This window comes from Anaeromassilibacillus sp. SJQ-1 (assembly GCF_046693725.1).
In the GTDB taxonomy this organism is placed as follows: Bacteria; Bacillota; Clostridia; order Oscillospirales; family Acutalibacteraceae; genus Anaeromassilibacillus.
Map to the genome: position 1 here is coordinate 132,106 of NZ_JBKEIV010000048.1, position 24,711 is coordinate 156,816.

A 24,711-nucleotide genomic window follows, 5' to 3' on the forward strand; every position below is an offset into this window, starting at 1 on the left:
GGAGAGTACATAGGCAAAGCGCTCAAAAGAGAGCCACAGGTGGTGTGATTGTGGTGGGCAGCGGTCTATGGAATGGGCTTATGAGGGCGGGGCGAACGGATGAAATTCCCAGTAGCTTCCGACGGGATCTCCACCCGTTACCAAGGGAGCGCACATGGAAGTGTGCGGAACAAGCGGCGTGAAAACGCAATCCGGGTGGTACCGCAGGAGTAAATGCTCTTGTCCCTGAGAGGGGCAAGGGCTTTTTTGTTTATCTGAACAAAGGAGGAAACGACCATGGCAAAGATTCCACACAGATTTAATTTAACAGAGGAGCAAATCCCCACACAATGGTACAATCTGCGCGCGGATATGAAGGATCAGCCCGACCCAATGCTGAACCCGGCAACTTTTGAGCCGATCAAGACCCCAGAGCTTTATCCGATTTTCTGCGAAGAACTGGCGGCGCAGGAGATGGACAGCACGACTCGCTATTTTGATATTCCCGAGGAAGTGCTGAACATCTATAAAGCCTACCGGCCCTCCCCGCTGAACCGCGCCTATGACCTTGAAAAATACCTTGGCACACCGGCAAAGATTTACTTTAAGTTTGAGGGGAACAACACATCCGGCAGCCATAAGTTGAATTCTGCGGTCGCGCAGGCCTACTATGCCAAAAAGCAGGGGATGACCAGCTTGACCACGGAAACCGGCGCCGGGCAGTGGGGAACCGCCCTTGCTGAAGCGTGCGGATATTTTGGAATCCCACTAACCGTCTTTATGGTAAAGGGCTCTTATAATCAAAAGCCATACCGCAAGGCGATTATGCAGACCTTTGGTGCAAATGTTATCCCCAGTCCAAGCGACACCACCCAGGTGGGCCGCGCTATCCTGGCAAACAATCCAGACACGACGGGAAGCTTGGGTTGTGCGATCTCCGAAGCAATCGAAGTGGCCACCACGACCCAGGGGTGCCGTTATGTGCTCGGTTCGGTTCTAAACCAGGTCCTATTGCACCAGTCCATCATCGGCCTGGAGGCCAAAAAGGCCATGGATATTCTCGGCGAGTACCCGGATATTGTGATCGGTTGTGCTGGCGGCGGTTCCAACCTGGGCGGCTTGATCGCCCCCTTCATGCAAGATAAACTTTTGGGCAAAAAGAACCCGTATTTCATCGCGGTCGAGCCCGCCTCCTGTCCGTCCCTGACCCGCGGCCTGTATGCGTACGACTATTGCGATACCGGAAAGGTCACGCCGCTGGCGCGCATGTACACCCTGGGCAGCGGGTTCATCCCCTCTCCGAACCATGCGGGCGGTCTGCGTTACCACGGCATGTCCCCGATCGTGTCCAAACTCTACCACGACGGCTGGATCGACGAAGCCCGTTCCGTCGAGCAGACCAAGGTATTCGACGCGGCAACGCTGTTTGCGCGCGTGGAGACCATCCTTCCCGCACCGGAGTCCTCCCACGCCATCCGCGTGGCGATCGACGAGGCCCTCAAGTGCAAGGAGACCGGCGAGGAAAAGACCATCCTGTTCGGCTTGACCGGGACCGGCTACTTCGATATGGCCGCTTATACCTCCTACATGGAGAAGACCATGACCGATTACATCCCGACCGACGCTGACTTGCAGCCGGGCTTCGATTCCCTTCCAAAGATTCCCGGCCGCCCGGCGGAACCTGCCCGCGATCCCGCGCCGGCACGCCGGTAATCCGATGGTATTGTATACAACCTTCTTTTTTAACCTGAAATCCGATAGAAAAACAGAAGCTGGAATCCATCTTGGGTTCCAGCTTCTGTTTTTCCGTTTTTGACTTATCCGGTATTCTGTGGAAAGGAAATCACATTACCCACGTGAACCATGGCAGATCCACCGGTGTGCAATCCCGGTTTGCATTTTGGGGGATGCCCCGCATTTGGAACATGTATAGATATTATATACGTCCATTGCCTCGCGGGTATCTTTCCCATAGGCATAATGTACACAGTCCCGTTGTTCGCCGTCCGTCCGCCAGCTTCCATCTTCCACTTGGACAAACGCACAGTCCGTCTCCCCGCAGGCGGGACATACCGCTCCCGCTGCAATTTTCATTTCCAAAATCTTTTCTCCGTCGATGTACAGACCCGCGCTCTCGCCCGGCTGCCCGACCGCTTTGACCGCATAGACGGCCTGCCCGTCGGCAAACCGCTGCACCGTCCCGGTCTGCGCCACAGTGCCATTCCCGCTGGTATATCCCTTTCCATAAGTTCCGTTCAACTTGAGTGAAAACGCTACGGCTGCATCCTTTGGCAAAACGACCACTGTGCTGGAATTCACATCTTTGCCATCCATTGAGACGCTGGTCCCGCCCGCCGCCTGTGCCGGCGCGGCGCCCGCCGGTAAAAGGAACGCCAGAAACAGGGTCAACAAAATCGCACGGCCTGTCCCTCTTTTGTTTTGAATGCAGATCATCGGATTTCCTCCCATCCAAATGGTTTCATCGAAGGTAAAAGCCAAATCATTCTCCGCTTGATTAGCTTTAAATTTACTAGCTTTAAAATAACACACTCATTATAAGTTTTTTCCTTATGTGCATCTTTTTCACAACGACATCGTGCTCTTCAAAGCCCTTCTTCTTGCCACCGGGTTCGATTCGATCTTCCATGTCCGGGAAGGATTCGATGGAAACATTCGCTTATGACGAAGTCTCATAGGAAAACGGCTCCTCCAGCACATCCTCCAGGGATTGGTAGAGCTCCGGAAACCACTGGCCCAAATCCACCGGGGTATAGTACGGCCGATTGTCAAAAGTGATCGTGTGGGAACCGGTGATAAATACCCGGTGGACATTGCCGGTTTCCCTTGTGCGGAACCGGAACCATCCGATGGTCCCGTTGCCCAGCGGCGGGAGCGACGGATAGCAGGGGAGCTGGTTCCAGCGCCCGGCAAACATCTGGATGTCCTCCGGGTTCTCCGTCTCCTTCTGCAAATCCATCCGTGGGATCGAAGAGATCACCAGCCGGTCGATGGCGTCCCCTTGTATCGTCGTATTTCCTGTAAAGAACCAGATACAAACGAGGGCAGCCAAAACGGCCGCCACGGTAAGAAACCTTTTCCACTTTGGCCTCATGAAAGTTCCCCATCCCCACCGGATTGCCCAACTCCCTTAGGCTGTAAAACGCCTTTTTTCATTTCGTATACAAAATCACATAGGATTTTCATGTCGTCCAAATTGTGCGTTGCCAAAACAATTGTAGTCCCCTTTCTTTTTAAATCATTAAAAAGGCTCCTCATCTCGCTTACCCCATCCTCATCCAACCCGTTCATTGGCTCGTCGAGAATCAATATCCTTGGCCTTTCCATAATCGACTGCGCAATCCCCAGCCTTTGACGCATCCCCATAGAATAGTGGCCAACCTTGTTTTTAGCCAGCGATAATTGATAAAAAATAGTCAGGTGAGACAGGCTAACATAATAAACGACATCAGCGGAACTGATCTTAAAATCATCCCATATTCCAAACCAGAGAAAAAAGAAAATAAGCACAATGCCTCCCCAAAAATCCAGACTTTTTACCAGGCGCAATAAATCCATTTTTAACAGATTGAGAGAAACACGCATCTCTAACTCCATCTCTTCCTGTTCAGATCATCAAACAATTTTTCTAACAGGACAAAACATTGATATATCCGGCAGCGTTTCGGGATCTTCAAACAATTTCTTTCCCATTAACCGCATTGAAATAAACCATGGTTTCTTTAATTGCCTTGTTATCCTTTGCGCCGAGGGCTGTAATCTCTTCTGTTGTAAAAAAGGCCCATACAGGGGTCAGTTCAAATTTATTTTCATTTTTATTGACAATTTCCGGTACATATAATAGGGACATATTTTCCACGGTGACCGGATTGGAAAGAATGATCTGATCATACTTATTTTCTAAAGCTTGAATGGCCTGTTCAGGGCGAATCAGCGCCTCTTCTTCTTCTTTATTCATGACCATGTAATGGCTTTCCACAGACAGATATTCGATTCCCCTGCTTGATAAGATCATCTCTGCTCTGGCGCCCGTCACATAGGAATCGTCGTCGGGAGAGCCGTGTGGATATGGGGTAATATGGATCCCATCCAACGTCTCCCATAAGGTGAAATAATAGAAGTCATCTTCCTCCGTATACTGAACCGCAACTGGAATTCGTTCATTTTTTTCTTTATCAAATGTCCAGGCTTCCCCTGCTTCCGCTAATGCATCCTGTTCCTTCTGCAATTGACTGTGCTCCAAAACATATGTCTTTTGTACGGCCATATTGGTTATTTTGAGGTTATCCAGCAAGGATAACGCTTTTTTGATTGCTTGGTCCTGCGTCATAAAAGGTAGATCCTTTTGGGCGTCAAAATGATCCCCATTATAACCGGGCGCATTTTCCTGAACCGTCACGGTCGGGCTTATCTTATTGAGATATCGATCTGTGGCAAAAAAAATATTGCCACCCCCGGTCACGGTGAGAAGGTCGCTATCAGAGGTTGCGCACGTATATCCTTCCGATAGCTCCTGCTCTGTTTCAATCTCTTTATCCTCTAAAAGAATATCCTTTACCTGTGTCCATACAAAATCCGTTTTCTCTACGGAATAACTGGAACCGTGCGCTCTCCCTGCATTCTCAATTTGGGACAGCTCGAAGGTTATATCCTCATGTATTTTTTTCTCTCCCAATTCTTTTGAATCGGAAAGGGATGTGGAAGAAGAGATCGTTTCAGAATTTTCCCCCGAATCTCTAACGCATGAAGTTGCACAAAAGCAAAAACATATGGCCAGAACGCAACAAACCATTTTATAGTTCACCAATCATTCCTCCCACTACGGCAAGGGGGGAACCATCGCTGATTCCCCCGAAAAACTCTTACGGGGTCCGCTCCCCGCTTACAACAAGGGAATCATCGCCAGCCTTTGTATCATCGATACTCCCATACAGCCATTTCGTTCCATAATAATTCTGTCCGCTTAAATATTCCAGTGTATCCTTCGCCCCATTGTCAAAGGTCTTTGCTTCTGTAGCATACTGCCGCTTCTCATTCCTCACCCTGAACACAATGCCATCCTCTGACGGCCAATATACTGGATTCCTGTCCACGGAAACCCATGCATGTAAACCATCCGCCTTATCGGCGGGATCCGGAGAACTTACAGACCCTCCTCTGTTTTCAATTGTAAACGCAAACGCTGTTTTTTCCGCGTTTCGCCGCCCGTATAAGCGCATCGGAAGCTGCAAACGCCGGGAGCGTGCAGGTGACTGCTGTCGCGGCCATGCATAAGACCGCAATTGTCCGTCGCATTGTCTTTTTCATGATAAACCTCCTTATCAACTTCTGTTTTGCATGCTTTCCTAAAAGAGTTTTTCCGCGCGCTGGAGAAAACTTCTCTCCGTTAGTATCTTTTCTAAATATAGAATAAAACATTTTTGATAATTTTTCAATATTTAGGTTATTTTTTACATATTACAAATTTGCAATAAAGAAAGCCGCTGCCTTTTATTCCCTTTTTGGGATTGTAAGGCAACGGCTCTTCGATTTTATTCTTCATCCAACGGGTCGGTGACAACCCGCCCCTCTGCGCGGGTGCGGTTCATGTCGATCACACGCTGGTTGCTGCTCCCGCGGAAGCGGAGCGTCAAGTCGCGCTTGTCCTGCTCGTAGCGGCCGTCAATCAAAACATCCGCCTGCCGAAGCAGTTCATCCGTATCCGGATTGTGCTGGTCGATCAATTGCTCATAGGTGTACCCCGTATAGACGGTCACGTCCAGGCCGCACGCGTGGATTTTACGCGCCAGCTCCGCCAACGGCGCCGGTTGACAAAAAGGCTCTCCTCCGCTGAAGGTCACCCCTTTTAACAGCGGGTTCTCCCGCAGCTCCTCCAGAAGATCGTCCGTGTCCACCATATGGCCGCCGAAAAAATCATGTGTCTGTGGGTTATGGCAACCGGGGCAGTGGTGTGGGCATCCCTGTGTAAAGATCACATAGCGGATGCCCTTTCCATCCACAATCGACTCCGGTACAATACCGCTAATTCTTAGAGAGGCCATGCTTCACACGGTCGTGTTCTTCCGCGCGCTTCGCATCGTTGAACCGGTCCATCGTGCCGACCAAGTAGCCGGTAATCCTGCGGATTCTTTCAAAGCCGACGCCCTCGCCGACCAAATTTGCTGTTACATGAGTCGTTGCCATCATCATCAAACTCCTTTTCAGATTTATTTTCATTCCAAATGTGTTCTATCAACATTTACTCAAGTTTTTCCTGCAAAGTGTGGCACGCCGGGATAGCGCTTGCGCAGCTCATCCAGCTTCTCCATGGAAATTCCTTCCCCTTCATGGCGTCCACACCGCGGGCAAACGTCGTCAATCACGCCGGTATAACCACAGATCGGGTCACGGTCTACCGGATGGTTTACCGAACCGTACCCGATGCCGGCCTCCTTCATACAGCGGATAATGGACTCAAATGCATCCACATTCTTCGCTGTATCGCCATCCAATTCCACATAACTGATGTGGCCTGCATTGGTCAACGCATGATAAGGTGCTTCCAACTGAATCTTTCGATAGGCATTGATCGGATAATACACCGGAATATGGAAACTGTTGGTATAATACTCGCGGTCCGTAATTCCAGGGATAATGCCATACTTTTTTTTGTCAATACGGACAAAACGGCCGGACAATCCTTCCGCAGGCGTAGCCAAGAGCGTAAAGTTAAGCCCGCTCTTTTCACTTTCCTCATCCATACGCTTGCGCATATAGCCGACGATCTCCAGACCAAGTTTTTGGCATTCTTCGCTCTCCCCATGATGCTTTCCGGTTAGGGCCTTCAAGGTTTCAGCCAAGCCGATAAACCCGATGCTGAGCGTACCGTGCTTGAGCACCTCTGCAATATTATCTTCCGGGCCCAGCTTATCCGAATCCAGCCAAACCCCCTGTCCCATCAGAAAGGGGTAATTGTACACCTTCTTGCTGCACTGAATCTGGAACCGGTGTAACAGCTGGCGAATCACCAGATCAATGCGCTTGTCGAGCAGCTCGTAAAAACGCTTGATGTCGCCCTTTGCTTCAATACCGATGCGGGGCAGATTGATGGAAGTAAAACTCAGATTGCCGCGCCCACACGTAGTCTCATGTGTACGGTCATGCACATTGCCCATCACACGGGTCCGGCAGCCCATATAGGAGACCTCCGTATCATAATCGCCTTCTTTGTAATACTGGAGGTTGAACGGCGCGTCGAGGAAACTGAAATTGGGGAACAGCCGCTTTGCGCTTACCCGGCAAGCCAGTTTAAAGAGGTCATAGTTCGGATCTCCCTCGTTGTAACTGATTCCCTCTTTCACCTTAAAAATCTGCACAGGGAAGATGGGGGTTTCCCCGTCGCCCAAGCCGCGGTCTGTGGCAAGCAACAGGTTTCGAATCACCATACGCGCCTCCGGGGACGTATCGGTGCCGTAGTTCAAAGAGGAAAATGGCACTTGGGCGCCTGCACGGGAATGCATGGTATTCAAATTGTGCACCAGTGCTTCCATCGCCTGATAAGTAGCATCATTTGTACTGGTAGTCGCCGCCTCCACTGCATATTGATGCGCCTCACGGGCCTCTGCTTCTGTGATTTCTTCAAAGCCGTTCTCCCGTTGATGGCGCGGCAGATAAGCGATCACCGCCTTGCCGTATTCGTCGGTATTGCCGAGCTTTACCGGGCCGGGCAGATCGTTTTGAACGGTAGATGCCAACGCCTTGGCATCGCTCATGGACATTCCCTTTGTGATATGGAGATATTTCGCCAGTTCACGATAGTACGCCTTGCGGAAGGTCTTGGCAACGCCCGGCGCCATGGAATAATCGAAATTGGGGATACTCTGTCCGCCGTGCATTTCGTTCTGATTGGCCTGAATTGCAATACACGCCAGCGCGGCATAACTGCGGATGTCGTTCGGCTCCCGAAGGAAACCGTGCCCTGTACAAAATCCACCCTTAAAAAGCTTGAGCAGATCAATCTGACAGCAGGTTTCTGTCAGCATATAAAAATCTTCGTCATGGATGTGGATATCGCCGTTGATGTGCGCTGATGCAATATCCTTTGGCAGTACATAATTGTTGATAAAGTACTTGGAGCCCTCAGAGCCATACTTGAGCATGGTTCCCATGGCTGTATCGGTATCGATGTTTGCATTCTCGCGCTTGATGTCCACGTCACGCGCATCCCGAAAAGTCAACTCTTTATAAATATCCATCAGGTCTCCTTCAGCCTGACGAATCTTTGCATGCTCCGCGCGGTACAAGATGTACGCCTTTGCAGTCTTAGCATAATCTGCCGCAATCAACATCTCTTCCACTTTGTCCTGTACATCCTCTACCGTGGGGATCACGTTGTCTGTAAATGCATCTGCAACCTTTTTCGTCAACTGATCCAACGCTGCACCGGTCATTCCTTCATCGGTAACCGCAACATTGGCTTTAAAAATGGCATTGCGAATCTTTTGGGCATTGAACTCGACCACAACGCCGTTTCTCTTTTTTATTTGAAGTGCCACAGCTTCCATCCTCTCTTTCGACATCCAGCGGGAATATTCCGGGCGGCTCTCCGGTCCGCTGGGGAATCTTTCTGACCGATGCCGGCTTTTCCTTTTCACAAAGGGTACAAAAAACTTTTTGCACCGTGCGCTTACCAGCAGCTCTCTTTGGCTTTATTCTGCCCGCATCGTTTATTTGTATTTACAAGCTCCTTTTACCAGGATTGCATTTTACTACATATTGGGGTTCATGTCAACATATAGTCTGACAAATACTAGATGTCGTATTTACTGAAAACACCCATCTAAAAAGGGCCCAAATCGCCGGAAACGCGCGGAAGAAGCCGTTCTTGCTCTCCGCGCGTCGATTCCATTCTGTATAATTTGTTCCCATTTTGTACCAAAAAATTTTTTAAACATTCCTGCTAGGAGCACCGGAATTGCGATCCGCCAACCATACAAAAGGAGTTCTAGGGCCTCCCTGTGTGCTTTTGGTCAACCGGATAGTGTGCATCCCAAACTTTCCGCAAACTGAACCGCCTGCTCCAAATCGATTCGGGTGTTCTGGAAACGCATCCTCCGCACATCCACACCGTTCAATTTGGCGCCGCGCAGATCCGTTCCTTTCAAAAAAGCATCTGCAAATACGGCATGCGAACAGTCACAGCCGCGTAGATCCGCTTTTTCCAAGTTGGCGCCTTGAAAAAATGCATGAGAGAAGCAGATTCCTTGTAGGTCCATCATGCGCAGGTCACAGCCATCAAAGACAGTATCCGAAAAATTTCCGCCGTGGAGCGTGAAACCTGTTAGATTGGCGCCGGCAAAACTGCTGCCACTGCACTTACAGTCCTTCATTTCTGCGCTAAACAAACTGGCTCCGTTAAACGTACAGTTTTGGAACAAGGTAGCGATATGGACGCTTCCATTCAAAGCGGCAAACGAAAAAATGCAGTTCAAAAAGGCACAGTCCCGTGTGAACAACCCACTCATCGCCGCCCCGTAAAACCGGCAGTTGACAAAGCGCACACCGCGCAGTTCCCGGTCCGCAAAATCCACATCGCCCAGGTCCTGCCCCTCATATTGTTTGGCCGTCAATGCAAGTTCCATGGTGTTCTCCTCCGGTCAAGGCTTGCGTAGCCGCGGAACAATCAGCACTGCTACCAGCCAGAACAGTTCAAATAATAGCAGAGCGGCTGTACTGAGTTGTTTGAGGCCCGAATAACAGGCCAGAAATGCCACCAGCAGAAAACCTAAAACCACCGCCACGGTCTGTAGGGCAATCGCTACAGAGATATTGCTGCGCTGCCGCACACAGGCCGTCAGCATACGCATCATAGCGGTTGGACGCCCTTTGGTTGCCAACAGAGCATCGACACGCTCATCCGGCTCCTCGACCAGGTCCATGTATTCTTTGCCCAAGCGTTCTGGCAACACGCGAACACCGTGTTCATCCAGATCAAACACCTGCGCCAGCAAGCGTGGAGTGATGTTTGGGTCACAGGTGCGCACAATCAAGCTGATACCGTTGTCCTCCATCCGGCGAAGCTCGGCCGCACGGCGGCGGTCCGAATTATAGGAGAGAACAAACATTGCAACCAGATCTCCGCCCGAAGCCAAGTATACCACCTGTTTGCCGCCCAGCAAATACTTTTCTTCGTAATCCCTTGACGGAGGCTCAATGCCATACGCCTTGATTAAATCCCGGTTTCCGACCAGAATCCGGCGGCCCGATACCCAACCGACGACTCCTTTGTCATCCTCATAGCTGAGGTTTTCAATCTTTGGGAGCATATCGTGGTGGCTCTTGATGATTTGGTCAAACAAGTCGCTCAGAGGGCCGCCTGTCGCGCACATCAGCGCAGTTGCGTCCACAATGGCGTCATCGATCCGTTGCCCTCCAAAAGTTTTAATGCCATTGAGAATCACGGTTCCCTTCGGGAACAGATCCTTCGCATCCAACACCACAGCATTGGCGGTGGAAAAATGTTCCACAGCGGGATACCCAACCACCATTGCTCCACAGCGTGTCGCCAATTTGCTCAGCCGCGCGAGGGGAAGATTTACACTCAACATGTTCATCATCGGTACGCTGATACATGTGGCCGCTGCAAACACCGTAATCGCACCGATCACGTCCTGGTTCAAAACATAATATACAATACAGAGTACCAACGACAGGATAGCGCCAATGGGCGCAATGATGTGCGAACTTTGGTCACTGGGATCATTTTCATAACTTAAACTCAAAAAATGCTTTAGGAAACCTGCTTTGTTTTGATACGCAATAGCAGGGGTATCCGCTACACAACCTTTTGCCATTTGCAACGCCGTATTGTGGTCATCGAAATATTGCACCGCATATTTCTGATCCGGCGATGCGACAAAGCGGAAGTTGTGCCGAATGCGTTTGATGAGCGAAAATTTTCCCGCGGTATTCAAGAAAAGCGCTGCAGAAGCCAACGCTGCATAGGCATGGACGCTCGACGAAGCGACGCTCTCGGGTGCAAAAAGCAAGGCGACACTTTGAATCAGCGCTGCAACCGCAGCAACCGCCACGCCGCTGTCGGAGTTGGCCTGCAGACTGACCATGGATTTGATCCCGTTGAATATGGTGACCCAACAAAACAGGGAGGCAATCCCCAAGAAGATAAGGTTTAAAATCAGATAGGTTTGCGTCGGCAATGTAAACCGGATCGCCTCTGGCAACAGGCTGGTCATCTCTCCGAGAACCCCCAGGGCCAGCAACAACACGGTGACAATTCCCGTCACCGCCAGGCGAAGGGTGAGCTTCCGCAAGCTGGAACCAAGCTCATGTGTAACAGACGGCGCATCGGACGGCCTTTGATAGTCGTCGAGTTCGTCCGGTTCCTCTGGGAGATCTTCCTGTGGATCGTTGTCGGGTTCTTCCTCTCCCATAATGGAAAATTTCTTCTTTTTCTTGGGCAAAGGCGGAACAATTTCCTCTTTGTCCTCCTGCCGCTGGGGCTCGTCCTTCTGTGAGAAACGCTCGGCTGTCCGGCGCTCCGCCTCTGGGACGATGGGTTCCCACTCCGGCGCAGGCGCTTCTTCGACCGTTTTCTTTTCCGCCACGGTTTGAGCGATTTCTTCCTCTTTCTGGTCGTCTGCCATTTCCTCGAGCTTAGGAAGCGGCGTTGTATGCAGCTTTGTAGAGACCTTTGGATAAGTCTTTGCCTCTTTTAAAATGACCTCTGCATAGTCGTGTAATTCTACCACATGGACCGGCGTCACACCTGCCGGACGATAGTCGGCGCGCCGTACCTTCCCGCCAGGACGTGGCTGTAACGGCTTCTCCTGCGAGTATGTATCCGCCGAAGCGGACTCTTCTCCACGAATCGGCGTTACAACAGGCTGCATATCGGGCGAAACCGGCATTTCCGGTATCACCGTAGGCGTCCCCGGCTCTGTATGGACTGGAGCCTCCGGCGTAGAAACAGGGGTAGCTGGCAGCTCAACCGGTTGCTCTGGCGTTTGTTTCGGCGCCTTTCGGGGCTTCACTGGCGTTTTGGGCTCTGTTGGCTGAACCGGCTCTGTTGGCTTCGTAGGTTCTGTCGGTTGTAGCGGTTCGATTGGATGGGTGTCCTCGATCTGCGGCGGCACCGCATATCCCCCAACCGCTGGAAATTCAAAGGTTTCTCCCTCCACCGGTAAATCCGGGGCAGTAACCGTTTTTTCCGCCCCTTTCCTCTGCACTGGCCGTGCAAAGCTCCCCATTGCAGGAAATTCAAAGGTCTCATCCCCTACGGGGAATCCGTCTAAAATGGGCGGCGTCTGCACCTTATGCTCTGCGACCGGCTTTACAGGTTCTTGTTTTTTCACCATCTTTTGGGCAGCTGGCTCGACCTTTTGGGCTGGTTCATCCGGCTTCCCGGCCGCAGCTGTTTGGGAAGCTGTTCCAATTTTTTCAACGGGTTTCTGAGGATTTGCAGCGTTGCTGACCGCCTCCGGCGATCGCTTCGGAAATTGAATCTCTATGGTATTCTCATGCACTTGGAAGGCACCTGTTCGACGGGCGGTCTCCTCCAAACGCTGTTTACGTTCCTGATGCAACGTTTCAAAACGGGCTGCAATCTCCTCATCCATCTCTTCGTCTGTTGAGTCAAACAAATACGAAAAAATGGAACCAGTCTTGTCCCCAACCGGACTTCCTACGGGCTTACCCGGCTGTTTCATGGAAGAACCTGCTTTTTCCTTCTCGGTGCCGGATTTTCCGCTGTTCGATTGAAGCGTCTGTTCATACTGCTGTTTGTATTCTTCCAGTGGCTTTAATTGCAGTCCATAATAAATATCCTCTTCTTCCGATGTGAAAACGCCGGACTGCTTTTTCAGCCGGCGGCGCTCCTCTTTCATACGTTTCTTTTCTGCTCGCCGCTCTGCCCAACTCAACTTTCGGGGTTCTTCTTCCTCGGGTTCCTGCGTTTCTGTCCATTGAATAGGGTCCGCCTTGGGCGTGTCCTTGAGCATCCGCTCCGTTTTCGGGGCAGTAATGGCGGGTTCTTCCATCTTTTTTGCCGGTTCGGGCTCCTTGCGCTCTATTGGACGGTGCACCGGTTCCTTGACCGGTTGTTGGGCAGCCGTCTGGGGCGTTTCATCGACGGGCAATGCGCGTGCACGCTCCGGAGCAGGCTTGGCATCTTCCTCCGTAGCAGGAATCGCATTCTCTTCTCCCTGCTGCTCACGCAACAGGCGCGCCTCTTGTAAAATCTCTTCCACGGAAAAGTCGTCGTGGGGCATATTGGTCTTTTTATCCATTCCTCTTCCCCCTGTCTCACTTGGTCACAATTCCACTGCGCTGACGCGCTACCTCATAACAGATCACGCCACATGCAACCGAGGCATTCAGCGAGTTTATTTTTCCCTTCATGGGCAGGGATATGACAAAATCACATTTTTCTTTTACAAGACGGCTGACGCCGAATCCCTCCGAACCGATCACCAGTGCAACCGGCCCCTTATAATCCACCGAACACCAATTCTGTCCGTCCATATCCGCCGCATAGGTCCAAACTCCACGCTGTTTGATCTCCTCCAATGCAGCCGCTATGTTGGTCACGCGGGCAACCGGTACATATTCCACCGCCCCAGCAGAGGCCTTCCCGACTGCATAGGTCAATCCCACCGAGCGGCGTTTTGGGATAATGACCCCATGAGCCCCTGCACATTCCGCCGTCCGAAGAATCGCGCCGAGATTGTGTGGGTCCTCCAATTCATCCGCTACAATAAAGAATGGCGGCTCGCCGCGCTCCTGCGCCAAAGCAAAAAGATCCTCCAGCGTGGCGTATGCATGCGCTGCAACCAAGGCGACTACCCCCTGGTGTACCGCGTTACCGCACAAATAGTCCAATTTTTTGGAGTCTACCTCCTTAATGGTGACCCCCTGTTTCTTTGCTTTTGCAATCAATGCACCAATGCTCCCCGTATGTGTACCCCTTGCGACATACAAACTGTCGATCGGACGGCCGCTACGCAACGCTTCCGTAACCGCATTCCGGCCCGCGATCACATCTTCCCCACGGCGGCTCTGCTCTTCCTTGCTCATATACACCTTTCCCTGCTTCCTATGTTAAAGTCAAATATTCCAAAGTCCTTTGGCCTGCCGAGTTTTCCGATTGGTCGTTCAAGGAAACGATTGGCAGTCCTCTTTCGAACGGTTTTATCTTCCCCATTTTTTATCTATCGTAGAACAACGCCCTTATACGTTCCCCTACGCTTCCAAGTGTGAAGTTATTATACCATAAAATCCTCCCGGTGAGGACATGAAAATACAGTTCCAGACAAGTTATCTTCCGTATCTGCCCCGTGTACGACTGATACAGAGAAACAGAAGGTTTTCATGCGATTTGAAGTTATTATTATAATGGATTTGTTGTATGAAAACAACCTTATCCTTCTGTGAGACAACTCTTGTGGAAATGCTCATGTACGGTAAAGAAGCAAGCAACCGAAAACAATAGATAGACCGCCAGCACTACACTATTCCGAACCAAAGACCAAAAGATAAGCATTTTGAGAAAATCTAAACTTTTGGATTTTCCTACAATGCCGACTACGGCGGAATCCCTCCCACTCCTTATATATTTCTTTCTGTATACATTGAATTTGTATTTAGTAAAATGCAGACAACACCACGGATCGGCTTTTGGCTGGACAATTCCAACCAAACACCGCAGCAGACAGTAGAAACCATTCTGAACGTTAGGAAGCCGGTATGATTGTTACATATAAGGGGAAGAAAAATTTCTTTTAGATACTTGTTTTCCTAAAACTGATGTGATATAATAATTCAATTCCAGAAAAGGAGTAAAAAATATGCGGCAAGGTATTCTTAAATAAAACTATAATCAAATAGTGGGAACAAAGGATTATGATAGTCCCTTTTGTAGGGGCTTAGTTTTTTGTACCCAATTTAAGAATACTTTTGCCTTATCAATTTTGACATATCCCCAAAAACAGCACTCACAAACAGGTGTATGCTGTATATGTGTATGTCCGCAAATTATCATCCCCAGTGGTAAAAGTATTTTACTGCTGGGGATTTTTATGCCCTTCGGGGCAGTAAAGGGAGGACAATCACATGAAAATAATCAATATTGGAATTCTTGCCCATGTAGACGCTGGAAAGACGACCTTGACGGAGAGCCTGCTATATGCCAGCGGAGCCATTTCAGAACCGGGGAGCGTCGAAAAAGGGACAACGAGGACGGACACCATGTTTTTGGAGCGGCAGCGTGGGATTACCATTCAAGCGGCAGTCACTTCCTTCCAGTGGCACAGATGTAAAGTCAACATTGTGGATACGCCCGGCCACATGGATTTTTTGGCGGAGGTGTACCGCTCTTTGGCTGTTTTAGATGGGGCCATCTTGGTGATCTCCGCTAAAGATGGCGTGCAGGCCCAGACCCGTATTCTGTTCCATGCCCTGCGGAAAATGAACATTCCCACCGTTATCTTTATCAACAAGATCGACCAGGCTGGCGTTGATTTGCAGAGCGTGGTTCAGTCTGTTCGGGATAAGCTCTCCGCCGATATTATCATCAAGCAGACGGTGTCGCTGTCCCCGGAAATAGTCCTGGAGGAAAATACCGACATAGAAGCATGGGATGCGGTCATCGAAAATAACGATAAATTATTGGAAAAGTATATCGCAGGAGAACCAATCAGCCGGGAAAAACTTGTGCGGGAGGAACAGCGGCGGGTTCAAGACGCCTCCCTGTTCCCGGTCTATTATGGCAGCGCCAAAAAGGGCCTTGGCATTCAACCGTTGATGGATGCGGTGACAGGGCTGTTCCAACCGATTGGGGAACAGGGGAGCGCCGCCCTATGCGGCAGCGTTTTCAAGGTGGAGTATACAGATTGCGGCCAGCGGCGTGTCTATCTACGGCTATACAGCGGAACGCTGCGCCTGCGGGATACGGTGGCCCTGGCCGGGAGAGAAAAGCTGAAAATCACAGAGATGCGTATTCCATCCAAAGGGGAAATTGTTCGGACAGACACCGCTTATCCGGGTGAAATTGTTATCCTTCCCAGCGACAGCGTGAGGTTAAACGATGTATTAGGGGATCAAACCCGGCTCCCTCGTAAAAGGTGGCGCGAGGCCCCCCTCCCCATGCTGCGGACGACGATTGCGCCGAAAACGGCAGCGCAAAGAGAACGGCTGCTGGACGCTCTTACGCAACTTGCGGATACTGACCCGCTTTTGCGCTGCGAAGTGGATTCCATCACCCATGAGATCATTCTTTCTTTTTTGGGCCGGGTGCAGTTGGAGGTCGTTTCCGCTTTGCTGTCGGAAAAATACAAGATTGAAACAGTGGTAAAGGAACCCACCGTCATTTATATGGAGCGGCCGCTCAAAGCAGCCAGCCACACCATCCATATCGAGGTGCCGCCCAACCCGTTTTGGGCATCTATCGGACTGTCTGTTACACCACTCCCGCTTGGCTCCGGCGTACAATACGAGAGCCGGGTTTCGCTGGGATACTTGAACCAGAGTTTTCAAAACGCTGTCAGGGATGGTATCCGTTACGGGCTGGAGCAGGGCTTGTTCGGCTGGAACGTAACGGACTGTAAGATTTGCTTTGAATACGGGCTTTATTACAGTCCAGTCAGCACGCCGGCGGACTTCCGCTCATTGGCCCCGATTGTATTGGAACAGGCATTGAAGGAATCGGGGACGCAGCTGCTGGAACCTTATCTCTCCTTCACCCTCTATGCGCCCCAGGAATACCTTTCCAGGGCTTATCATGATGCACCGAAATACTGTGCCACCATCGAAACGGCCCAGGTAAAAAAGGATGAAGTTGTCTTTACTGGCGAGATTCCCGCCCGCTGTATACAGGCATACCGTACTGATCTGGCCTTTTACACCAACGGGCAGAGCGTATGCCTTACAGAGCTAAAAGGGTATCAGGCCGCTGTCGGCCAGCCGGTCATCCAGCCCCGCCGTCCAAACAGCCGCCTGGACAAGGTGCGCTATATGTTTCAGAAGATAATGTAACGTCTTGCGCAATGCAAGCGTTCATTGCTGGCTATTGCGAAATATCATTGATAAAATCAGTATCAGAGAGGAGAAACTATTTTGAACCAGGAACAGACGAATATTACAACAGGAAAGCAAATACGTCATCTGCGAACACAATTGGGAATGACACAGGAAGAACTAGCCGGGGAATTGAATGTTACCCGGCAGGCACTATCGAATTGGGAGAGAGATGTTAATGAACCCGATTTAAATATGTTGAAAAAAATTTGCTTTCTTTTTGGAGTCAACATGGACGATTTTGCGAAGGAGGTAATAACAAAGATGGAAACATATGAAAAAAAGGAGAAACGACAATTTAATAAGTACGATATGGCAATTGGACTTTTTTATGGTGTTGGTATATTTCTTGGCATTGGTATTTTCTTTGTTGGCGGTTTTATGACAATGTCAGGTGCAGGGTGGGGAGCATCACTATTTGGCGGTGGCTGTTTTTCTCTTGTATTTGGCTTGATATGCCATGCAGTTATTACATTGAGAAGAAATGACAAATGATGACATATCCTGCTTTCTATACTTTTCGGTAATACCGAGTAAAAAAAGCCGCTGCTTTTGGCTTTCCAATAGCGGCGGCTTAATGCAAGCGGCGGCAAAGGGAAATATCCTTTGAATACCTTACAGAAGAAAAGTTTTGCAGCATTACAAAAATAAAAGCCTATACCATTTTGGAAAGAAAAGATACATAATAGTCAAGACGACAACAATCAGAAGTTATGGAGGGTAACAATGGAATATAGTAAGGAAGATTTAATGGAAGCAAAAAAGCAAATTTTGGGAGTGGGAGAGAACATGGGAACAGAGGAAAGTAAAAAAATCTGGGAGGAGAACGCACAATTTTGGGATAATGCAATGGGTGACGAATCTAATGAATTTCACAGAGAGGTAGTGCGCCCCAAAGTAACGGAACTTCTATCTCCTAATCCTGCGGATTACATTTTGGATATTGCGTGTGGCAATGGAAATTATTCTTCGTATCTTGCACAAAGAGGTGCTTCGGTTGTCGCTTTTGATTACAGCAAAAAAATGATAGAATTGGCTAAAAGACGGCAATCACAATATGCAAAACAAATTGAATTTTGTGTGGCGGATGCGACCGATAGAAAAAGTATATTAGAATTAAAAAGAAATCGAGCCTTTACGAAAGCAGTTTCTAATATGGCAATTATGGATATTACGGACATTGAACCACTTCTTATGGCTGTTTATGAACTGTTGCAGGAAAGCGGAATTTTTGTCTTTGCAACGCAACACCCTTGTTTTGTCACGTTGACTGAAAAATATATGACACCGCACAGTTACTATGATATAGCGATTGAAGGGCAACCGAAAGAGCAGATTTATTATCATCGTTCCATACAAGATATTTTTAACCTTTGTTTTAGAGCTGGATTTGTCATTGATGGATTTTATGAAGAATGTTTCAAAACCAACAAAGAAATTCCTATGGTAATGATAGTAAGGCTTAAGAAGGTAAAACGTGATAGCTTAAAATAAATTCAAGTTTGTCGGGTAAATAGCAAACCCAGCCGAGCCAGTCAACGATAAAATGAACGCCGCTTCGCGCCGTCGTTGACAGCCCCGCCCGTCTTTGCTGGTAGGCAATCAAGGGGCGACAGCAAGGAGTACTGCCGCCCCGCACTATTATTCAGAGAGGGGGAATTTCCATGACCGAAGATGAAGCCTACAAGGTGCATATCCAGTACACATTCAATGCCTTTTGCAAGGTAGTCATTCGTCACGCAGCCATAGATAAAATCTTGAAGCTGCGCCGGAGGTGGGAACGGGAAGTTTCCCTTGATTATCTGATGAGTGAAAAGTTTGTCCAGCTTGCCGAGCCGGAGTAGCTTGAAGAATATCTTTTTACCGCCTGCGGCCAGACCGCCGTTCTGTATCATGCGGAGCTTGCCGCCGCCCTTGCCCTTTTGCCGGAGCAGACGCAGGAAGAAATTTTTCGTTACTATTTCCTGCGCCAGCCGCAGCGAGTGATCGGCGTACATATTGGCCGGACACGCAGCACAGCGGGGCGGCATATCCGGCTTGCCTTGCAGCGGTTAAGGCGGCTCATGGAGGGAAATGACTATGAGTAAACTTCTCCCCTATGAAACAATCGTCAAAGCCCATGAGGGCGACCCGGACGCAATCGACACCATTCTTTCCCACTATGCCGGATATATCCGCTACTGTTCCAAAGTACACGGGAAAGTCAACGCCGAAGTTGAGGAACATATAAAGCAACAGCTCATTGCCGCCCTGTTCAAATTTCGCTTTGACCGATAAACAAAGAACAAACACTGGCTGTCATTAGCGGTTTCACTCCAGCCAGTTTACAATTCATCTATTCCTAAAGGAAGCAGGTCATAGTATAATAGAACCAACGACAAATATACTTTTAGGGGAGATATAGCAATATGAAAAGTAATAAATACTTAACTATTGGCTTATTAACAGGATTTATTGTCGGTGGTTGCATAGGTGTGTTGGCATGGGCGTTTTTGCAAAATCTTTTTGCTATTTCTATTTGTGCAGGTATCGGAATGTTGATTGGAATTGTTATAGGTACATTGATTGATTATGAAAAAAATAATCATCAAGAGAAATAGAAAAAATGCACAATGCCTTAAAGGGAAAACAGGAATTTATTGTGCTATCCATCATCGGGCCAACCTGACCTGAACTTTCAAAACTGAATATCCACCGCCCATCGGCGGCCAGCGAAAGCAGTAAGTCTGAAAAAGATTTGCTGCTTTTTTCTTTATCCGTTTGGCAAAATCGCAAAGTCATCCGTAGTAGGTAGGTGAAGCCGGAAACAAAAAATTTTCTGCGGCGGTAGCCAAATCTGCATTTTCTGTATTTCTAAGGCAAAGGAAAATTTGAGAAAATTCCCGGCAAGCGGGTAGCTGGCGGCCTTTGAAATGTATCTTTAGCGGAAAGAAAGAACTGCGGGTAAAAATCGCCCCACGCCGTAAGATTTTTGCAGAAATCCGGCCAAAACAGGCGGCAGCTATACGAGTAGTAAGTGCAAGGGGAAATCTACGGCTTACTTAGAGCAAGTTTCTACCACGGTGCCAAAATCCGCAATTCTGCGGTTTTGCCCCTCGCGGGAAACTTGTTGGGGAGTGCCTTCCCCAAACCCTGCTATGCGGCTTACGCCGCAAAAATATTTCTGTCCGGCAGACAGGAAATGCCCCGAAAATAGCTAACAGACCAGCCCATTTTTTGTGATAAGTGAAAGGAGGTTTACAGCCCATGCCGAAGCGATACAACACCCCCCACCGCAGCCATGTTGTGAAAACCCGGCTGACCGATGAAGAATACGCCGACTTCACAGAACGGCTTGCGCCCTATGGTATCAGTCAGTCCGAATTTCTCCGGCAGGCCATCCGGCGCACTACCATACGCCCCGTACTCCATGTGTCGTCAGTCAATGACGAGCTGCTCTCCGCTGTCGGGAAGCTCACAGCCGAGTACGGCAGGATTGGCGGCAATCTCAACCAGATTGCCCGCACCCTCAACGAGTGGCATAGCCCCTACCCGGCTATGGCAAAGGAATTGCGGGAAGCGGCCGCCGACCTTGCCGCCCTCAAGTATGAAGTCCTAAAGAAAGTAGGTGACGCCGTTGGCAACACTCAAGCATTTAGGCTCTAAGAACGCCGACTACGGAGCCGCCGAACAATACCTGCTCTTTGAGCATGACGAATTTACTATGAAGCCCGTCCTTGATGAAAACGGCAGGCTTATCCCCCGTGAGGATTATCGCTTGTCCACGCTGAACTGCGGCGGCGAGGATTTTGCCGTTGCGTGTATGCGCTCCAATCTCCGCTATGAGAAAAATCAGCGGCGGGAGGATGTGAAAAGCCACCACTATATCATCAGCTTTGACCCACGGGACGGGCCGGACAACGGCCTGACCGTAGACCGGGCGCAGGCGTTGGGGGAGCAATTCTGTAAAGAGCATTTCCCCGGCCATCAGGCCCTTGTCTGCACCCACCCGGACGGGCATAACCACAGCGGCAACATCCATGTGCATATCGTCATTAACAGCCTGCGGATAGAGGAAGTGCCGTTCCTGCCCTACATGGACAGGCCAGCGGACACGAAAGCCGGGTGCAAGCACCGCTGCACCGACGCAGCCCTACGCTACTTCAAGTCCGAGGTCATGGAGATGTGCCACCGGGAAGGACTTTACCAAATCGACCTCTTGAACGGCAGCAAGAACCGTGTCACAGACCGGGAATATTGGGCGCAGAAAAAGGGACAGGCCGCACTGGACAAGCAGAACGCCCCCATGATTGCAGGCGGTATCACGCCCCGGCAGACCAAGTTTGAAACGAACAAGGAGAAGCTGCGGCAGACCCTACGGAAAGCCCTTGCCACCGCTGCCAGCTTTGACGAGTTTTCCTCTCTGCTGTTGCGGGAGGGTGTGACCGTCAAGGAGAGCCGGGGGCGGCTGTCCTACCTCACGCCAGACAGGACGAAGCCTATCACCGCCCGGAAGCTGGGCGGCGACTTTGACCGCACCGCCGTCCTTGCCGTTTTGGAGCAGAACGCCCAGAGGGGCGTAACGGTTCGCTACACCCCGCAGCACCAAGCCGCCAGAGCCGCCGAACAGACCGCAGCCATACCCGAATACCTACACGCCGGGAAAGGCCGCTTACAGGGCGAAAAGACAGGGAAAATCGACCCCAGACAGGACAGTGTGCAGCGGCTTGTGGACATTGAGCAGAAGATGGCCGAGGGCAAGGGCAAAGGCTATGAACGATGGGCGAAGATACACAATCTGAAACAGGCCGCCAAGACCCTGACCATCTACCAACAGTACGGCTTTTCTTCCCCGGAACAGCTTGAAGCCGCCGTTGCTACCGCCTATCAGGAAATGCGCCAGACCAGCGGCGAACTGAAAGCACTGGAAACGAAGCTGCAAGGGAAAAGGGAGTTGCGGCAACAGGTACTTGCCTATGCCAAGACCAAGCCCATCCGCGAGGGGCTGAAAGCGCAGAAATCCGAGAAAGCCCGCGCCGCATACCGCCAGGCAAACGAGAGCGATTTTATCATAGCCGAAGCCGCCGCCCGGTATTTCAAGGCACAGGGGCTTACCAAGCTGCCCGGCCGAAAAGCGTTGCAGGCCGAGATCGAGCAGCTTATCTCCGAGAAAGACGGCCTGTACAACACCTATCACGAACAGAAGCAGCGGTTCAGGGAGTTGCAGACCGTCAAGCGGAACATCGACCAGATTTTGCGCCGGGAAGAGCCGCACCGCAGAAAGGAGCAGAGCCATGAACGATAAGCCGTCCCGCATGGACTACCGCCAGCACCAGGCAGCCCGCCGCCTTGTGCATGAGTGCTGTAACTACGACGAGGGGAACTGCCTGCTGTTAGACGACGGGGAGCCTTGCGTGTGCGTCCAGAGCATTTCCTATTCCCTCATGTGCCGCTGGTTCCGTGTGGCTGTCCTGCCCCTTGACGGGGAGCTGGCCGCAGCCCTCTTGTACCGGGGGAGCCGGAAACGCTGCGCGGTCTGCGGGGCGGCCTTTGTCCCCAAATCCAACCGGGGGAGATACTGCCCCGGCTGCGCCGGGTGCATGAAGAAACGCAAAGCCGCCGAGAGAAAGCGGAAACAAAGGCAGAAATGTCACGCTTTAGAGCCTTTCAAACCCGCATAAATCAAGGCTTTTTTCGTGGGTGTCAAAGGGTATGCGATACATTTATCCTTTCCCCCCGGAAATGCCGTCCTAATGCGTGACAAAGCCCAAAAACGACACAACACAGAGGGAGGTGATACTATCGCTGATTATATCAGGGCAGACACCACGCTGCCCGCCTATCTTCCATACCCCCGTTTCCTGCTGAAAATGGAGATTTCACAGACCGCCAAGCTGCTGTATGCGCTTTTATTAGACCGCTCCACCCTGTCACAGAAGAACGGCTGGCAGGACGGCGAGGGCAGGATATTCATTGTCTACCCCGTTGCGGAGATAGCGGAAATGCTGGACAAGGGTTGTACCGCCATCAAGGGAGCCTTGAAAGAACTGGACGCAGCCGGGCTTTTAGAACGGGAACGGCGGGGCTTCTCCGCACCCAATCGGCTTTATGTGAAAGTGCCGCCTGTCCCAGTGGTACGGTTTTCCGACCAACTGATGGCCGGAAAAGCGACCCTCATACAGTCGGAAAAGCGACCTTATGACGGTCGGAAAACCGACCCTATGATGGTCGGAAAACCGACCCCTAACAAAACTAATATAAACAACTTAATAGAGAACCAAACAATGAGAGCGAGTGGGGAGCCGCCCACAGCTTATGGCCGATATGAGAATATTTTTCTGTCAAAGGACGAATATGACGAGTTACAGGCAGAATACCCGGACAGGCTGGAACGGCTGATTGAGGAAATGAGCCATTACCTTGCCGCCAGCGGGAAAGCCTACCAGAATTATGCCGCCGCCTTGCACAGATGGGCGGCCAATGACAAAAAGGGAGCCGTAAAACAGGGCATCCCCGACTATACCTGTATGGAGGGAGAAAGCTTATGACAAGTGAAATCAAAGATATTTTGGAGAACATGACAACCGCCGCCCCGGAGATGGAGGACTATATCGGCGAGGACGGACTGCTTTACTGCGGAAAGTGCCATACGCCGAAAGAAGCCTACTTCCCGGAGGGTAAGGAGCTGTTTGGCCGTGACCGCCACCCGGCAGAGTGCGACTGCCAGAGAGCCGCCCGTGAGCAGCGGCAGGCCGCCGAGGAACACCGCCGCCATGTGGAAGCCGTGGAAAATCTGAAACAGAGGGCTTTTGCCGACTCAGCCATGCAGCAATGGACATTCGAGAACGACAACGGCAGAAACCCGCAGACCGGGATTGCCCGGCGGTATGCGGAGCATTGGGAAGAAATGCAGGCCGAAAACATCGGCTGCCTGTTCTGGGGGAACGTCGGCAACGGGAAAAGCTACCTTGCGGGCTGTATCGCAAACGCCCTCATGGAGAAAGAAGTCCCCGTATATATGACGAACTTCGCCGTTATCCTGGGCGACCTCTCTCCCGGCTTTACAGGCCGGAATGAGTATATTTCCCGCCTTTGCCGCTATCCGCTGCTTATCATTGACGACTTCGGCATGGAGCGTGGCACCGACTATGGACTGGAACAGGTATTCCATGTGATTGATACCCGATACCGCAGCAACAAGCCGCTGATCGCCACCACCAACCGCCCGCTGGACGAGTTGAAAAAGCCGACAGACACGGCCCATTCCCGGATTTATGACCGACTGCTGTCCATGTGCGTCCCGATACGCTTTACTGGCGTCAACTTCCGGCAGGAAACCGCAAAGCGGAAAATGGAAACCATGAAGAAACTGCTGGCTGAATGAAAGGAGTATTGCCTATGGAGAATATCAAGCAGCACGACCACCGTACCACCCGCCGCCCCGACTGCGTGACGGAAATCCGCATGGGGAATACCGTTCTTGTCGTGTCCGGCTTTTTCAAGAAAGACACCACCAGCACCGCCGCCGACAAGATGGCGAGGGTACTGGAAGCGGAAGCCGCTGCTACACAAAAAAAGGCGATTTGACAAGCTGTAAAGAAGCAGATTTATCACTTTTACCGCTGTACAGCCGCCCCTGTTCCGTGGTACAATGAAACCACGGAATAG

24 protein-coding genes, 1 pseudogene and 1 other annotated feature (1 of these 26 only partly in view) are annotated in these 24,711 nt (G+C 50.7%); of the genes and pseudogenes, 13 read left to right on the forward strand and 12 right to left on the reverse strand.

Features of this window, described 5'->3' with window-relative positions:
* Positions 1-230 (forward strand) — a binding site (T-box leader); it begins 17 nt to the left of the window's first position.
* 46 nt (positions 231-276) lie between these two features.
* Complete coding sequence (locus ACGCCZ_RS14180) at positions 277-1,692, forward strand: TrpB-like pyridoxal phosphate-dependent enzyme (protein WP_054323769.1); 1,416 nt, start codon at positions 277-279, stop codon at positions 1,690-1,692.
* Positions 1,693-1,827: 135 nt separating this feature from the next.
* Here the strand turns inward: ACGCCZ_RS14180 and ACGCCZ_RS14185 are convergent, their stop codons facing one another.
* The 12 genes from ACGCCZ_RS14185 to rlmB form a co-directional block, all read right to left on the reverse strand.
* Positions 1,828-2,433: a hypothetical protein gene (locus ACGCCZ_RS14185; RefSeq protein ID WP_152918333.1), complete on the reverse strand. Its 606-nt coding sequence runs from the start codon at positions 2,431-2,433 to the stop codon at positions 1,828-1,830.
* A 223-nt stretch (positions 2,434-2,656) separates the two neighbouring features.
* Entirely contained in the window at positions 2,657-3,091 is a 435-nt protein-coding gene (locus ACGCCZ_RS14190) for a hypothetical protein (protein WP_054323771.1), read from the reverse strand.
* On the reverse strand, positions 3,088-3,594 hold the full coding sequence (locus ACGCCZ_RS14195) for an ATP-binding cassette domain-containing protein (RefSeq protein WP_054323772.1): 507 nt from the start codon (positions 3,592-3,594) through the stop codon (positions 3,088-3,090). The genes ACGCCZ_RS14190 and ACGCCZ_RS14195 overlap by 4 nt, the downstream gene beginning before the upstream one ends.
* A 76-nt stretch (positions 3,595-3,670) precedes the next feature.
* The gene (locus ACGCCZ_RS14200) at positions 3,671-4,672 is read right to left on the reverse strand and encodes a hypothetical protein (RefSeq protein ID WP_411656362.1); all 1,002 of its coding nucleotides are present in this window, start codon (positions 4,670-4,672) and stop codon (positions 3,671-3,673) included.
* A 187-nt stretch (positions 4,673-4,859) separates the two neighbouring features.
* Entirely contained in the window at positions 4,860-5,090 is a 231-nt protein-coding gene (locus ACGCCZ_RS14205) for a hypothetical protein (protein WP_411656363.1), read from the reverse strand.
* A 70-nt stretch (positions 5,091-5,160) separates the two neighbouring features.
* Positions 5,161-5,304: a hypothetical protein gene (locus ACGCCZ_RS14210; protein WP_153802344.1), complete on the reverse strand. Its 144-nt coding sequence runs from the start codon at positions 5,302-5,304 to the stop codon at positions 5,161-5,163.
* A gap of 224 nt (positions 5,305-5,528) precedes the next feature.
* The gene (nrdG, locus tag ACGCCZ_RS14215; RefSeq protein WP_054323776.1) at positions 5,529-6,038 is read right to left on the reverse strand and encodes an anaerobic ribonucleoside-triphosphate reductase activating protein; all 510 of its coding nucleotides are present in this window, start codon (positions 6,036-6,038) and stop codon (positions 5,529-5,531) included.
* On the reverse strand, positions 6,019-6,213 hold the full coding sequence (gene nrdD, locus ACGCCZ_RS14220; RefSeq protein ID WP_411656364.1) for an anaerobic ribonucleoside-triphosphate reductase: 195 nt from the start codon (positions 6,211-6,213) through the stop codon (positions 6,019-6,021). Before nrdD ends, nrdG begins: the two co-directional genes overlap by 20 nt.
* Before the next feature lie 26 nt (positions 6,214-6,239).
* Positions 6,240-8,555, reverse strand: a complete 2,316-nt coding sequence (locus tag ACGCCZ_RS14225; RefSeq protein WP_411656365.1) for an anaerobic ribonucleoside triphosphate reductase — start codon at positions 8,553-8,555, stop codon at positions 6,240-6,242.
* 450 nt (positions 8,556-9,005) lie between these two features.
* The gene (locus ACGCCZ_RS14230; RefSeq protein WP_054323777.1) at positions 9,006-9,617 is read right to left on the reverse strand and encodes a pentapeptide repeat-containing protein; all 612 of its coding nucleotides are present in this window, start codon (positions 9,615-9,617) and stop codon (positions 9,006-9,008) included.
* A gap of 15 nt (positions 9,618-9,632) precedes the next feature.
* Positions 9,633-13,280 (reverse strand): hypothetical protein, encoded by a 3,648-nt coding sequence (locus ACGCCZ_RS14235; RefSeq protein WP_411656366.1) that lies wholly within the window; start codon positions 13,278-13,280, stop codon positions 9,633-9,635.
* Positions 13,281-13,296: 16 nt separating this feature from the next.
* On the reverse strand, positions 13,297-14,067 hold the full coding sequence (gene rlmB, locus ACGCCZ_RS14240; protein WP_054323832.1) for a 23S rRNA (guanosine(2251)-2'-O)-methyltransferase RlmB: 771 nt from the start codon (positions 14,065-14,067) through the stop codon (positions 13,297-13,299).
* A 1,035-nt stretch (positions 14,068-15,102) separates the two neighbouring features.
* On the opposite strand from rlmB, the gene tet(W) reads away from it, so the two are divergent.
* The 12 genes and pseudogenes from tet(W) to ACGCCZ_RS14300 all read left to right on the forward strand — a co-directional run bounded on the left by tet(W) (position 15,103) and on the right by ACGCCZ_RS14300 (position 24,630).
* Positions 15,103-17,022: a tetracycline resistance ribosomal protection protein Tet(W) gene (tet(W), locus tag ACGCCZ_RS14245; protein WP_411656367.1), complete on the forward strand. Its 1,920-nt coding sequence runs from the start codon at positions 15,103-15,105 to the stop codon at positions 17,020-17,022.
* An 81-nt stretch (positions 17,023-17,103) separates the two neighbouring features.
* Positions 17,104-17,559, forward strand: a complete 456-nt coding sequence (locus ACGCCZ_RS14250) for an XRE family transcriptional regulator (RefSeq protein ID WP_001071126.1) — start codon at positions 17,104-17,106, stop codon at positions 17,557-17,559.
* 231 nt (positions 17,560-17,790) lie between these two features.
* Entirely contained in the window at positions 17,791-18,558 is a 768-nt protein-coding gene (locus ACGCCZ_RS14255) for a class I SAM-dependent methyltransferase (protein WP_000456787.1), read from the forward strand.
* A gap of 170 nt (positions 18,559-18,728) precedes the next feature.
* Positions 18,729-19,151 (forward strand): annotated as a pseudogene (locus ACGCCZ_RS14260) (sigma-70 family RNA polymerase sigma factor).
* Positions 19,144-19,341 (forward strand): helix-turn-helix domain-containing protein, encoded by a 198-nt coding sequence (locus tag ACGCCZ_RS14265; RefSeq protein WP_001909500.1) that lies wholly within the window; start codon positions 19,144-19,146, stop codon positions 19,339-19,341. Before ACGCCZ_RS14260 ends, ACGCCZ_RS14265 begins: the two are co-directional and overlap by 8 nt.
* A gap of 131 nt (positions 19,342-19,472) precedes the next feature.
* A complete protein-coding gene (locus ACGCCZ_RS14270) occupies positions 19,473-19,664 on the forward strand; it encodes a hypothetical protein (RefSeq protein ID WP_000841357.1) in 192 nt (63 codons plus the stop codon).
* Positions 19,665-20,310: 646 nt separating this feature from the next.
* Positions 20,311-20,709, forward strand: a complete 399-nt coding sequence (locus ACGCCZ_RS14275) for a plasmid mobilization protein (protein WP_001126628.1) — start codon at positions 20,311-20,313, stop codon at positions 20,707-20,709.
* Positions 20,681-22,348 (forward strand): relaxase/mobilization nuclease domain-containing protein, encoded by a 1,668-nt coding sequence (locus ACGCCZ_RS14280; protein WP_009249723.1) that lies wholly within the window; start codon positions 20,681-20,683, stop codon positions 22,346-22,348. The genes ACGCCZ_RS14275 and ACGCCZ_RS14280 overlap by 29 nt, the downstream gene beginning before the upstream one ends.
* Positions 22,338-22,724 (forward strand): cysteine-rich VLP domain-containing protein, encoded by a 387-nt coding sequence (locus ACGCCZ_RS14285; protein ID WP_411656368.1) that lies wholly within the window; start codon positions 22,338-22,340, stop codon positions 22,722-22,724. Before ACGCCZ_RS14280 ends, ACGCCZ_RS14285 begins: the two co-directional genes overlap by 11 nt.
* Before the next feature lie 72 nt (positions 22,725-22,796).
* The gene (locus ACGCCZ_RS14290; protein WP_001205019.1) at positions 22,797-23,591 is read left to right on the forward strand and encodes a replication initiator protein A; all 795 of its coding nucleotides are present in this window, start codon (positions 22,797-22,799) and stop codon (positions 23,589-23,591) included.
* Positions 23,588-24,427, forward strand: coding sequence for an ATP-binding protein (locus ACGCCZ_RS14295; RefSeq protein ID WP_000200031.1), 840 nt, complete (start codon positions 23,588-23,590; stop codon positions 24,425-24,427). The genes ACGCCZ_RS14290 and ACGCCZ_RS14295 overlap by 4 nt, the downstream gene beginning before the upstream one ends.
* A 14-nt stretch (positions 24,428-24,441) precedes the next feature.
* Positions 24,442-24,630: a transposon-encoded TnpW family protein gene (locus ACGCCZ_RS14300; RefSeq protein WP_000427739.1), complete on the forward strand. Its 189-nt coding sequence runs from the start codon at positions 24,442-24,444 to the stop codon at positions 24,628-24,630.
* Positions 24,631-24,711: the final 81 nt, after the last annotated feature.

Bases quoted from the DNA above. Each gene is read 5' to 3' on its own strand.
- ACGCCZ_RS14180 (WP_054323769.1), top strand. From the start codon at position 277: ATGGCAAAGATTCCACACAGATTTAATTTAACAGAGGAGCAAATCCCC.
- ACGCCZ_RS14185 (WP_152918333.1), bottom strand. From the start codon at position 2,433: ATGATCTGCATTCAAAACAAAAGAGGGACAGGCCGTGCGATTTTGTTG.
- ACGCCZ_RS14190 (WP_054323771.1), bottom strand. From the start codon at position 3,091: ATGAGGCCAAAGTGGAAAAGGTTTCTTACCGTGGCGGCCGTTTTGGCT.
- ACGCCZ_RS14195 (WP_054323772.1), bottom strand. From the start codon at position 3,594: ATGGAGTTAGAGATGCGTGTTTCTCTCAATCTGTTAAAAATGGATTTA.
- ACGCCZ_RS14210 (WP_153802344.1), bottom strand. From the start codon at position 5,304: ATGAAAAAGACAATGCGACGGACAATTGCGGTCTTATGCATGGCCGCG.
- nrdG (WP_054323776.1), bottom strand. From the start codon at position 6,038: ATGGCCTCTCTAAGAATTAGCGGTATTGTACCGGAGTCGATTGTGGAT.
- nrdD (WP_411656364.1), bottom strand. From the start codon at position 6,213: ATGAAAATAAATCTGAAAAGGAGTTTGATGATGATGGCAACGACTCAT.
- ACGCCZ_RS14225 (WP_411656365.1), bottom strand. From the start codon at position 8,555: ATGTCGAAAGAGAGGATGGAAGCTGTGGCACTTCAAATAAAAAAGAGA.
- ACGCCZ_RS14230 (WP_054323777.1), bottom strand. From the start codon at position 9,617: ATGGAACTTGCATTGACGGCCAAACAATATGAGGGGCAGGACCTGGGC.
- ACGCCZ_RS14235 (WP_411656366.1), bottom strand. From the start codon at position 13,280: ATGGATAAAAAGACCAATATGCCCCACGACGACTTTTCCGTGGAAGAG.
- rlmB (WP_054323832.1), bottom strand. From the start codon at position 14,067: ATGAGCAAGGAAGAGCAGAGCCGCCGTGGGGAAGATGTGATCGCGGGC.
- ACGCCZ_RS14255 (WP_000456787.1), top strand. From the start codon at position 17,791: ATGGAATATAGTAAGGAAGATTTAATGGAAGCAAAAAAGCAAATTTTG.
- ACGCCZ_RS14265 (WP_001909500.1), top strand. From the start codon at position 19,144: ATGAGTAAACTTCTCCCCTATGAAACAATCGTCAAAGCCCATGAGGGC.
- ACGCCZ_RS14270 (WP_000841357.1), top strand. From the start codon at position 19,473: ATGAAAAGTAATAAATACTTAACTATTGGCTTATTAACAGGATTTATT.
- ACGCCZ_RS14275 (WP_001126628.1), top strand. From the start codon at position 20,311: ATGCCGAAGCGATACAACACCCCCCACCGCAGCCATGTTGTGAAAACC.
- ACGCCZ_RS14285 (WP_411656368.1), top strand. From the start codon at position 22,338: ATGAACGATAAGCCGTCCCGCATGGACTACCGCCAGCACCAGGCAGCC.
- ACGCCZ_RS14290 (WP_001205019.1), top strand. From the start codon at position 22,797: ATGCGTGACAAAGCCCAAAAACGACACAACACAGAGGGAGGTGATACT.
- ACGCCZ_RS14295 (WP_000200031.1), top strand. From the start codon at position 23,588: ATGACAAGTGAAATCAAAGATATTTTGGAGAACATGACAACCGCCGCC.
- ACGCCZ_RS14300 (WP_000427739.1), top strand. From the start codon at position 24,442: ATGGAGAATATCAAGCAGCACGACCACCGTACCACCCGCCGCCCCGAC.